We start from the raw sequence: 11,992 nt of genomic DNA on the forward strand, positions 1-11,992 counted from the left end.
TTAAAGAACCTTAGATCTTTCTTTTTTCAGTAAAGAAACTACTAAAATAAAGACAAATATTCCGCTTCCTATTGATCCGATTCTGGCTATATAATCCCCAAACCTGACATAGAAGCTTAGATCTTCATTCAGATTAATATCCTGTTTAATAGCTCCCTGAACCCACCACTTGGTTCGCTGAACTATATCACCGCGTTGGTTAATAAATGCTGAAATTCCTGTATTTGCAGATCTTGCCACCCATCTTCTGGTTTCAATTGCCCTGAGTTTGGCATAGTGCAGGTGCTGATCTTTGCCTGAAGTATTTCCCCACCAGCCATCATTGGTGATGATTGCAATGAATTGTGCGTCTTTTTTTATGTAGTCGGCTACGTATTCACCCCAGATCGATTCATAACAAATTACAGGAGCAGAACCTATTCCACTTTGGGAATAAAATACCGAGGGTTCATCCTGCTTTCCATAGCTCCCCGTAGCTCCTCCAAATGCAGCAAAGGCCGGTTTTAAAAATGATAATGCATTCGAAAAGGGGGTTTGTTCGACACCCGGAACCAGCTTGGATTTATGATAGAATTGAAGGGTTCCTGAATTTTCTATAGATACCGCAGCATTGAACACATCAAAATAAATTCCACTGTTTTTATTGTATCGCGCAGTCACTGTTTTAGCTGAATCATAAATGGCAAAGCTCTCAATCCCTGAGATCAGATTTGCATTTTTGTACTTATTCAAAAAATTCTGAATTGTTTTAAAACTTTCATCCTCCCTGAATGTTTTCTCTTCCGTGCCCTGTGATATTGCAGTCTCCGGCCAGATGAAATATTCGGTATTGCTTTGCCCCAGTGAATCCGAAAGATGGATCAAACGATTAATTTGTTCGGAAGGAGGCATGGTTCCGAATTTTTTATAGGGATCGATGTTAGGTTGTACGACAACAATATTGGCAGGATTTGATTTTTCAGTATTGCTGAAATAAATGGATAGTGAAATTAATACCGGTAATGTGACCATTATTACGGTTGGTAAAACCAAGCGGGTTCTATTCAATTTTAAAGTACCTGCTTTAATGACCAGCCAGATCTCAAAAAATAAAATATTTGAGAGGAGGACCCATAATGTGCCACCGTATACACCAGTATACTCATACCATTGTACCAACTGATGGGTAGCCGCGAAACCATTTCCGAGATTCATCCATGGGAATGCGAGGTCCCAGCTTTGATGCAGGTATTCATAGCCAATCCAGAAACAGATGAGCCCGGTATAAGCCCATAATTTTGAAGTGATTAACCTTAGTCTATAGTAGAGCCAGAATGCAAGAGTCATTAAAACTGCTCCCAAACAAAAGGGGATCAGTGAAATCAGGGCGGCCACCCAGGTAGGCATTGCCGAATCCAGGGAATTAAAAACCCAGTAAATACTGGCGGTGTTCCATGCAAAAAAACAAAGAAAGGCTGTCCGAAAAATCAATTTTCCTTTTTTCTTTGCTTGCGCCCCAATTATGTTTTCTGTCGCCAGTAAAATAGGAACAAGTGCTATCAGAAGAATTGGGGAGCTGAATGGAATAGGTGGCCAGGCGAACCAAAGTAAGAAGGCGCTTAAAAGCGCAAGCTGATAATTTCTTTTCATCAAAGTCTGGCTAGGATTTCAGCTTTTTTATTTTCATATTCTTCCTGACTGATGAGTTGTTTTTCGTACAGCGTTTTTAGTTTCTGCAGCTTTTGGGTTAGTTCATCTTCTGGTTCTGTTATTTGTATCTCTGCAATTGATGGAGTATTCTGATCTTCAATTTCTATGTATGATGCATAGTCATCCCCAAGATTCTCATTCTGCAGCACGCTATTTTTCTCATCAAATCCTGGCATGGTCTTAACTTTTTCCAACTGCTCATTGCAGAACTGATAGAGTTTACGTGCCTGAACTTTTGGAATGAAATCAATGGCGATGTTTTCACCTCTCTGAGGGATGGCAATAAACTTTGATCCAAAGAACTCTTCTTTGAAAGAAACCTCTTTAATTTCAGCCCATGGGAAAGTTTTATAAGCCGTAGTAAGCCCCAGATTTTCAGGTATGCAAAATACAATACGTTTATTGGTTACTGCGATACAATCTGGAATCAGGGTTACGGCAGGCTTTTTTTGTATAGCCAGATAGATAACGGCCTCTCCCGAAGTAAGCATATCCCGTAGTTTGCCCAAAACTTTTTCGGCAGTTCTTGGATCCTGATCATCTGTTAAATATTGTTCAATTAACATAATCTAGTTTTTAATAATTATAAATTTTATTTGCCCGCTACACAAATAACGATCTCACCTTTTAAAGTATGAGTTTCAAAATGTATTTTAATTTCCTCAAGAGTTCCTCTCACTGTCTCTTCAAACATCTTGGTTAATTCTCTTGAAACAGACGCCTGACGATCCGGCCCAAAATATTGTGCGAACTCTTCCAATGTTTTCAAAAGCCGGTGCGGCGATTCATAAAATATCATCGTACGGTTTTCATTCACCAGTTCCTTCATTCGCGTTTGCCTGCCTTTCTTAACCGGAAGGAATCCTTCAAAAGTAAAGCGATCGGCAGCCAGACCCGAATTAACCAGGGCAGGAACAAAAGCAGTAGCACCCGGCAGGCATTCTATTGGCAGATCATTACGGATGGCTTCACGAACAAGTAGAAATCCCGGATCGGAGATTGCCGGTGTACCTGCATCAGAAATTAAAGCGATTTGTTTTCCCTCTTTAAGGAAGCGAATCACCTCTGTTACCGACTTATGCTCATTATGCTGATGGTGCGAAAATAATTTCTTGTCTATCCCAAAATGCTTCAGCAAAGGTGCACTGGTGCGGGTATCTTCTGCCAGGATCAGATCTACTTCCTTTAGAATGCGAACTGCCCTGAAACTCATGTCTTCCAGATTGCCGATCGGTGTAGGTACAAGATAAAGTTTGCCGCTCATTATTTCTATTCTTATTCAGGGATTCATTCAGGAAAAACTCCAAAATCAAAGCCCAAACTCCAAACTGTTTATATCTTTGTCTAAAATTATTAAAGATGCTGCAAGTTAGTTATATCCGCGAAAATAGGGAGGAAGTTTTAAATCGTTTATCTGTCAGGAATTTTAAAAATCCTGAACTGGTTGATCAGATCATAAAGCTTGATGATGACCGCCGTCAGACTCAAACTCTTTTGGATTCTATTGCTGCCGAGGCTAATGCCGCTGCAAAAAAGGTTGGTGAACTTATGCGTCAGGGCTTAAAAGATGAGGCTGAAGCAATAAAAACACAGACTACAACATTCAAGGAGCAAATCCGTACCCTTGGAGATAAACTTTCTGCCATTGAGATCCTTCTGCAGGCTGAGCTGGTGCTGTTGCCTAATTTACCCCATCAATCGGTACCCAAAGGCTTTGGAGCCGATGATAATCAGGTTGCATCAGAACATGGAGCGATACCCCAGCTCATGCAGGGCGCTTTGCCTCATTGGGAACTCGCCGCAAAATATGACATCATAGATTTTGAACTGGGCAACAAAATTGCCGGTGCCGGTTTCCCGGTTTATAAAGGTAAGGGTGCTAAACTACAGCGAGCACTGATCAATTTCTTTCTTGATAATGCAGATTCAGCAGGTTACCGTGAGATGCAGCCCCCAATTGTTGTGAATGAGGCCTCAGGTTTCGGTACTGGTCAACTTCCTGATAAGGAAGGTCAGATGTATCACATCACAGGCGATAATCTTTATCTGATTCCTACAGCCGAGGTTCCGGTCACAAATCTGTACCGTGACGTGATTCTGAAAGAAGAAGAATTACCGATAAAAAATTGTGCTTATACCCCATGCTTCCGTCGCGAGGCAGGATCTTATGGTGCTCATGTTCGCGGGTTAAACCGCCTTCATCAGTTCGATAAAGTTGAGATTGTACAGGTTGTGCATCCTGATCACTCTTACGATGTTTTGGAAGATATGAGTAATTATGTTCAGTCATTATTGAAAAAACTTGAATTGCCTTACCGTGTACTTAGTTTATGTGGTGGAGATATGGGCTTTACCTCTGCAAAAACATATGACATGGAAGTTTGGTGTGCTGCCCAGGCACGCTGGCTAGAAGTTTCTTCAGTTTCCAATTTTGAAACGTATCAGAGTAATCGTCTAAAACTGCGTTATAAGAGCGGCGATGGAAAGCCCCAGCTGGCTCATACTTTAAATGGAAGTGCACTGGCACTGCCGCGTATTGTGGCTTCTCTTCTGGAAAATAATCAGGATGAAAAGGGTATCAAAATTCCGGCAGCGCTTGTGCCTTATACAGGTTTTGAATATATCAGCTAGAATTTTTTAATAGAATATGTTAATTTAACCTGAGTTCGATATAAGGAAGTTTAATTAACACGGATATAATTGGTAAAATAAGTGTCTGGAGACACCAGAGTTAATTTTGGAAATCAATACCTGTATGTTATAGGTTGGTCCAGCCCTTTCCTCCGGAGTAGTTCCGGCAAGAAATCGCGTTGTATTTAAAATTACGAATAGCCGGAAGCTACCTCCTCCGGCAAGGTTTATTTTACCCGGGGCTGTTTTTCATAGGGACGGGTGGCCCCGAGCTGCTGCTGCGCGCGTGCCTTGCGTTCCATGAATTAAATAAAGAGGCACAGATCCTGCTTGCTAAAACAGGAGAAAGTGAGTCAATTAAAACTTAGCTCAGCAAGATTTTATATCTCCTCATGTTAATTAAAAAAGGCCAATTATCAGTTCCAGGATTTTCCACATTACCCAGACAAAAATCAGAATAAAGATGATAAGGAAGATTACGATCCAGAGTAGCGTGCCCTTGCCACTGCCCTGATGTTTTCCTTCTTCATAGTATTCTTTCAGGAGACGGATATTTCTTGAGTTTGACTTATAGGCAAAGTCAAATACCTGCCCAATAATTGGGATCGCACCAATGGTTGAGTCCAGAATGACATTCAGAAACATCAGAATAAGGACTTTCCGGCTCAGGCCATGTCTTGCCATCGTAAGGACCAGCACAATTGAAACTGCAAAACCCGAAATATCCCCCAATACCGGAATTAAATTTAAAAGAGGGTCGATGCCAAATCTGAAATTTGTTCCGGGGATTCGAAATTTTTCATCCATAAGGTAAGAAACACGTTCTGCCCAGCTCAATTTGGAACTCAGTTTTTTCTGCATATAAAATTGTTTAGTTTATTTTATCCAGATGCCTATCCAAATTAGTGCCATTTTAATCAAAAAAATAAGTTTTTGAACCAAAATCTTATTTGGTATCAGGTTTTTAATTTTTTACCTTAGGGACAAATTAGGTTATTTATGAATATCAAGAAAATACTGATAGCAAACAGGGGAGAGATAGCAATCAGGATTAGTCGTGCCTGCAATGAATTAAATATACAGACTGCGGCTATTTATACTTACGAAGATCGTTACTCTCTTCATCGTTACAAAGCCGATGAGGCCTATCAGATTGGAGAAGATAACGATCCCTTAAAACCATACCTTGATATTCAGGCCATTATTGAGATGGCTAAATACTGTAAAGCCGATGCTATCCACCCCGGATATGGCTTTTTATCAGAGAATCCTGAGTTTGCCCGTCAGTGCGCTGAAAATGGAATTATTTTTATCGGGCCAAGACCTGATGTAATGATTGCATTAGGGGATAAGATTACTGCAAAAACTGTCGCTAAAAATGCCCGGATCCCTATCATAGAGAGCAATGAACCAGACCTGACCAGCCTGGATATTGCACTTTCAGAAGCTGGACGTATCGGCTTCCCTATGATTTTAAAGGCAGCCTCAGGTGGTGGTGGACGCGGAATGAGGGTTGTTAGAACTGAAGAAGAGCTTAAGAAAGCCTTTCCTGAAGCTAAAAGTGAAGCTAAAAATGCCTTTGGTGACGATACTGTTTTCCTTGAGAAATTTATAGAGCGCCCACGTCATATCGAAGTTCAGATTGTTGCTGATAACCATCAGAATGTGATGCACCTGTATGAGCGCGATTGTTCCGTTCAAAGGCGTTTCCAAAAGGTTGTAGAGGTAGCCCCTTCCCTGAACTTAAAGGATGAGACCCGTGAGAAATTATATCATTATGCTGTAAGCATCGCGAAAGCTGTTAACTATAATAATGTTGGAACGGTTGAGTTTCTTGTTGATTCGGATGAGCGCATCTATTTCATTGAGGTTAATCCAAGGATACAGGTAGAACATACTGTTACAGAAATGATTACCGGGATAGATCTGATCAAAACTCAGATTTATATTGCCGATGGTTATAAACTTTCAAGTCCGGAGATCGGACTTCCGGATCAGGCTCATGTCATGAAAAATGGTTTTGCAATGCAATGCCGTATCACCACTGAGGATCCATCTAACGGATTTAAACCTGATTATGGAACACTGATCACCTACCGTAACGCAACCGGTTTTGGGGTGCGGTTGGATGAGGGAAGTACCTATCCTGGTATGAAGATCAGTCCCTTTTTTGATTCTATGCTGGTTAAAGTAAGCACCCAGGGTGCGACTTTAGTTGATGCGGCCCGTAAAATGAACCGTGCACTGCGTGAGTTCAGGATCAGAGGTGTTAAAAATAATATTCAGTTCCTCGAGAATCTGATCAATCATCCTGTTTTTGTTGAAGGCAAGGCTACCGTTAATTTTATACAGGAATATCCTGAATTGTTTGCCATTACCACCGGACTTGACCGTGGAACACGTGTCCTGTCCTTCCTTGGTGATATTTCATTGAACGGCAACCCCGATGTAAAAAACTTTGATCCGAAGGTACGCCTTGAAAAACCACTCATTCCTGAGTTTGACCATATGGCTCCTTATCCAAAGGGTACAAAAGATATGCTCACTGAATTGGGTGCTGAAGGATTTTGTACCTGGCTGAAGAACGAAAAGAAGATCTATTATACTGATACAACTTTCCGTGATGGTCATCAGTCATTGCTGGCTACCCGTATGCGTACCTATGATATGCTGAAGGTTGCCGAAGCTTACGCAAAAGATCATCCGCAGACCTTCAGTATGGAAGCCTGGGGCGGTGCTACTTTTGATGTATGCCTGAGATTCCTTCATGAAGATCCATGGATCAGATTACAGAAGCTGAGGGCTGCAATGCCAAATATCCTGATTCAGATGCTGATCAGGGGCTGTAATGGTGTTGGATATTCAGCCTATCCGGATAACCTTGTTGAATCATTTGTTCAGAAAAGCTGGGAGAATGGAGTGGATGTATTCCGGATTTTCGATTCCCTGAACTGGATGGAAAATATTGCTCCATGTATCGATATGGTGCGCAAGACCGGTGGTATTGCCGAAGGTGCATTATGCTATACCGGAGATATTCTTGATCCAAAACGTACAAAATATAACCTTGACTATTATTTGCGCCTGGCCAAAGATCTTGAAAATGCAGGATCGCATATTCTGGGTGTTAAAGATATGTCGGGTTTACTTAAACCATACGCAGCCAAAATATTAATCGAGGCATTGAAGGATACGGTGAAAATTCCAATTCACCTGCATACTCATGATACTTCCTCATTGCAGTCGGCAACTTATATGCAGGCTATTGATGCAGGTGTAGATGTTGTAGATTGTGCTTTAGGTGCATTGTCTGGCATGACTTCTCAGCCCAATTTCAATTCCATAGTTGAAATGATGCGTTTTCATGAGCGGGAGAACCCTTATAATATTAAGTCTTTGAATCAGTTCAGTAATTATTGGGAAAGTGTTCGCGACTATTATCACCCCTATGAATCCGGCATGAAATCCAGCTCTGCTGAGGTTTATCAGCATGAAATACCGGGTGGACAGTATTCAAATCTGAAACCTCAGGCAATTGCTTTAGGTCTGGGTGATAAGTTTGAAGAGATCAAAGAGCGTTATGCCGATGTGAATGAGATGTTTGGAGATATCGTCAAAGTTACCCCAAGTTCAAAAGTGGTTGGTGATCTTGCTCAATACATGGTTGCGAACAATATCAGTAAGGAAGATATATTCACCAAAGGAGATCAGATCTCTTTCCCTGAATCTGTTGTTTCTTATTTTATGGGAGAACTCGGTCAGCCGGAAGGAGGGTTCCCTCAGGAGCTCCAGCGGATCATTCTGAAAGGCAAGGTGCCTCTAACTGACCGTGCAGGTAAACATATCCCTCCGTTGGATCTTGAACAGGATTTTAAGGATTTTAAGAAGAAATTCGGTGATGACCTTCCCTACACTACCTACCTGTCTTATAAATTCTATCCTAAAGTAACTGAAGATTACCTGGTCATGTTCAGGAAATACGGTGATGTGGACGTGGTTCCGACTAAGTATTTCCTTTACGGGATGAAGCCGGGCGAAGAAACAACGGTACAAATAGCGCCGGGTAAAACCCTGCTTGTCAGACTTCAGTCTATTGGCCCTGCCGATGATAAAGGAATGCGTACAGCTTTCTTTAAGCTAAATGGACAGACAAGGAATATTGAAGTTCAGGACAGATCGATTAAAGTGATCCGTCAGGAGAACAGAAAGGCTGAAAAAGATAATGAATGTCATGTTGCCTCACCTTTACAGGGCATGCTTTCCAAAGTTTTTGTTAAGAAGGGTGATGAAGTAAAGAAAAATCAGCCTTTGTTTATGGTCGAAGCCATGAAAATGGAAACCAATATTGCCGCAAATAATGATGGTATTGTTGGGGATATTATTTTAACGCCCGGTACATTGGTTAATACGGATGATTTGGTGCTTGAGATTCAAGGAATGTAGATGTGAGATGTGAGACCCGATAGCTATCGGGTTGAGAATGACTATTAATTTGACATTTAGTAGGATATCCCTGACAACTGGCAACAGATAACAGACAACTCACTATCCCATTCTCTTTCCAACAATCTGGTGCAGACTTTCAAAGACCAGTTTCCCCATCGTATCACAGCTTTTGAAGGCCGGGTTTTTATGATAGGATGCAAGCTCTTTGCCTAGCTGTATGACTTTTTCTTCAGGTGCTATGGAATCAGTATTCATAACTTCGAACAGATCCTGCAGACGGTAGTATCCGGAACGGAAGCGATTCGCAATCAGACTTCTTTCTTCTTCCTGATACTGCCGCATGGTAGTAAGATCCATATGCTGCATCCCAAGCTGAACAAGTGCCAGATTTTCTTTGAAATAATGCGGAAGGTACATTTTTAATCTCCCTTCATAGGATTGCTGATCAAAGTCGATTGCCCTGAATCGGTATTGATTGCCTTCAATATCCGGGGTAATGTCGACAACGAAATTATAAGAACGCATATCTCCCAGCAACCTCACAAAACAGCGTTCATTAAATTTAACGAACTCCTTGCAAATACGGATCTGATTAAATTTTGATGTGTGGAGGCTTCGCTTAATAAACTCATCACCAGGCAGACCGGGAATATGCTCCTCTATGAGTGTATTCCCATCTGTCATATAAATTATCCTGTTAGGGGATAGCACATGCTCCAGTTCAAGTCCGTAGACACGCGATGCATCCCCAACCTTGATGTAGAAATGATCATAGTTATCATTCAGGCGGTTGATTATCCGAACCCTGAAAGGCCTTGTATTGGCAAAGGTGCAATAATCGATACGTGCTACCGAAAGGTGTTCCATCACTGCGGTATCACCATCTGTATTCATCAGGGCATAGATATAAGTGAGATTCGGGAATAACTCCTTCATCTCACTTTCATCATAATATACTGTGTACCAGAGTGTATCGCGCCCTTCCTTATCCCGAAGAGGTGTCTTCAGATTGAAGCGAAGCAGATCTGTGTATTGAACAGGTAGCTTTACCTCACGGTCGTATTTAATCAGATAATCACGAAGCCCAGTCCTGATCGGGTATAGTGTTTTTTTCTTTGAGGGGACAATACCTCTGGGCTCCTTTTGTACATGCATTTTAGTTGATAGTTGTCAGAGATGTATTGCTAAATTGTCAAATTAATAGTTCATTACCAAATCTTTGTCATCCCTCTTCGCGAAGGGCGTATCGGGATAAGTTCCTCTTTAATTTAGAGTACAAACTTAAAATGATTACGATTTTCGTTGTCAACTGTCAACTGTCAATTAAATTATTTTATTTCAAACACCGCCCTCATCTGGTAATTCAGTTTGATCTTTTTGAAATCAATATCCGGCATTGCAGCTTCAGTTGAAGCCATAGCATCAGCTTTCATCATTACGTTGGCACGGTACATTGGTTGAGGATAATATTCATTATTGATTTCCTGGATCTCCATTGCTCCACCCAAAGTTCCGCCAATCGAAGTGATCAGATAATCTGCTTTGTTTTTTGCGGCCTGAAGTGCTTTTATTTTCAGCTCTTTTTTCAGGGTTTCAATTTTAGAATAATCGTAGCTCTCAATATTGCTGTACTCTATTCCTTTAGGATCTACGGCACTCATAATTTCATTGAATTTGGTCAGATCAGTGACTTTGATCTTATATTGCTTGCGGGCCAAAAAATCTGGAGCTTTTTTCTTTTCCCACCAGTTATTATAGCTGGAAATATTGTTGATCGTAAAATTTTCCTGAGGAATGCCTGCTTTCAGAACTGCCGACTGTAACTGACGTTCAAGTTCTTCGATCTCAACTTTCTTCTTGTTGTTTGAATCCCTGAAATATTCTTTCAATGACATTCCGATATAAATAATATCCGGTGTTACTTCAGCTTCAGCTGATCCGTTCACTTCGATTTTTCTGCGTGTATCAATATTTTGGGAAAAGGCGCTTAAGCTGAATACACTTAAGAGAGCAATTGCTAATATGTTTTTCATGTTTCTTTGTTTAATTAAATCTATAAATATAGGATGAAAAATTCGTGCCAAATCCATAAGGAGAATTAAAAATTGAGAGTTGAGAGTTGAGAATTGGGATTGATTTTCAGCTAAAAATACGTTATAGACAATAAAAAAGGCCTTTTCAGGCCTCGGTTTTATTCTTCAATACTTTCGCTATGGGGAAAGATCTCTTCTTCTTTCTCTTCTTTAAAATATCGTTTCTGGTAAATGAGTATCATAATGACACCGATAGAAATAGCCGAATCGGCTAGATTGAAAACCGGACGGAAGAAGATAAATTCTTGACCAGCCCAGAAGGGGAACCATTGCGGATAGATGCCCTGAATGATCGGAACATAAAACATATCGACCACCTTACCATGGAACAGGCTTGAATAACCTCCTTCAGCCGGGAAAAGCACTGAGGGTTCATAATATGAACTTTCATTGAATATGACACCATAGAAGGTTGAATCAATGATATTTCCCAGCGCTCCGGCAAATATGAGTGCGAGATTCATTATCAGTCCGCGATGATACTTCTTTTTAATTAAATGTACCAGCCCATAACCAATCCCGCAAACGGCCACAATACGGAATAAGGATAAAGCAAGTTTTCCTGCTTCACCCCCAAACTCTATACCGAAAGCCATTCCATTATTTTCGGTGAAATGTATAATCGCCCAGTTGCCGAATATTTTGTACTCCTGTCCTAAGGTCATATTAAGCTTAATCCAGAATTTTAGTCCCTGGTCAGCTAAAAGAATAAGAAAAATTGCAAAAAATGGCTTGGTATAAGCTTTCATTTACGCCTGTTTCAGTTTAGCTTCCATACTTAAAGTAGCGTGCGGAACAGCACGTAAACGTTCTTTCGGGATTAGTTTGCCGGTTTCTCTGCAAACACCATAGGTTTTATTTTCAATACGAACTAAAGCGCTTTCAAGGTTATCAATGAACTTTCTCTGTCGTGCTGCTAACTGATTGATCGATTCCTTTTCTAGGGTTGCCGAACCATCTTCAAGAGTTTTATAGGTTCCTGCAGTATCATCAGTCCCGTTCATATTCGGATTGCTTAACGATTGCGTTAAGGCAGCTAATTCTTCTTTTGAGCTACGTAGTTTCTCAATAATGAGATCTTTAAATTCCTGTAATTCTGTATCGGAATATCTAGTTTTTTCGTGCTTATCCAT

The 11,992-nt window shown here is 40.8% G+C and carries 10 protein-coding genes; 2 read left to right on the plus strand and 8 right to left on the minus strand.

The window, feature by feature from the left end:
• Genes lnt through rsmI form a run of 3 tightly spaced genes read right to left on the minus strand, consistent with a single transcriptional unit; the run spans window position 1 to window position 2,953 of the window.
• Window positions 1-1,629: an apolipoprotein N-acyltransferase gene (gene lnt, locus VGE44_RS15515; protein WP_331080806.1), complete on the minus strand. Its 1,629-nt coding sequence runs from the start codon at window positions 1,627-1,629 to the stop codon at window positions 1-3.
• Entirely contained in the window at window positions 1,629-2,255 is a 627-nt protein-coding gene (locus VGE44_RS15520) for a PH domain-containing protein (protein WP_331080808.1), read from the minus strand. The genes lnt and VGE44_RS15520 overlap by 1 nt, the downstream gene beginning before the upstream one ends.
• Before the next feature lie 26 nt (window positions 2,256-2,281).
• The gene (gene rsmI, locus VGE44_RS15525) at window positions 2,282-2,953 is read right to left on the minus strand and encodes a 16S rRNA (cytidine(1402)-2'-O)-methyltransferase (RefSeq protein WP_331080810.1); all 672 of its coding nucleotides are present in this window, start codon (window positions 2,951-2,953) and stop codon (window positions 2,282-2,284) included.
• A gap of 95 nt (window positions 2,954-3,048) precedes the next feature.
• Between rsmI and serS the strand changes: the two genes are divergently transcribed.
• Entirely contained in the window at window positions 3,049-4,320 is a 1,272-nt protein-coding gene (gene serS / locus VGE44_RS15530) for a serine--tRNA ligase (protein ID WP_331080812.1), read from the plus strand.
• Between the two features lie 399 nt (window positions 4,321-4,719).
• Here the strand turns inward: serS and VGE44_RS15535 are convergent, their stop codons facing one another.
• Complete coding sequence (locus tag VGE44_RS15535) at window positions 4,720-5,181, minus strand: DUF4112 domain-containing protein (RefSeq protein ID WP_331080814.1); 462 nt, start codon at window positions 5,179-5,181, stop codon at window positions 4,720-4,722.
• A gap of 138 nt (window positions 5,182-5,319) precedes the next feature.
• On the opposite strand from VGE44_RS15535, the gene VGE44_RS15540 reads away from it, so the two are divergent.
• On the plus strand, window positions 5,320-8,763 hold the full coding sequence (locus tag VGE44_RS15540; RefSeq protein WP_331080816.1) for a pyruvate carboxylase: 3,444 nt from the start codon (window positions 5,320-5,322) through the stop codon (window positions 8,761-8,763).
• Between the two features lie 102 nt (window positions 8,764-8,865).
• Here VGE44_RS15540 and VGE44_RS15545 read toward each other — a convergent pair whose 3' ends face one another.
• The 4 genes from VGE44_RS15545 to VGE44_RS15560 all read right to left on the minus strand — a co-directional run bounded on the left by VGE44_RS15545 (window position 8,866) and on the right by VGE44_RS15560 (window position 11,992).
• The gene (locus tag VGE44_RS15545; RefSeq protein WP_331080818.1) at window positions 8,866-9,921 is read right to left on the minus strand and encodes a hypothetical protein; all 1,056 of its coding nucleotides are present in this window, start codon (window positions 9,919-9,921) and stop codon (window positions 8,866-8,868) included.
• 173 nt (window positions 9,922-10,094) lie between these two features.
• Entirely contained in the window at window positions 10,095-10,799 is a 705-nt protein-coding gene (locus VGE44_RS15550; RefSeq protein WP_331080820.1) for an SIMPL domain-containing protein, read from the minus strand.
• Between the two features lie 158 nt (window positions 10,800-10,957).
• Window positions 10,958-11,608: a lipoprotein signal peptidase gene (locus tag VGE44_RS15555; protein WP_331080823.1), complete on the minus strand. Its 651-nt coding sequence runs from the start codon at window positions 11,606-11,608 to the stop codon at window positions 10,958-10,960.
• On the minus strand, window positions 11,609-11,992 hold the full coding sequence (locus VGE44_RS15560) for a TraR/DksA family transcriptional regulator (protein WP_305660884.1): 384 nt from the start codon (window positions 11,990-11,992) through the stop codon (window positions 11,609-11,611).

It is taken from the genome of Daejeonella sp., from assembly GCF_036405355.1.
Classification (GTDB): domain Bacteria; phylum Bacteroidota; class Bacteroidia; order Sphingobacteriales; family Sphingobacteriaceae; genus Daejeonella.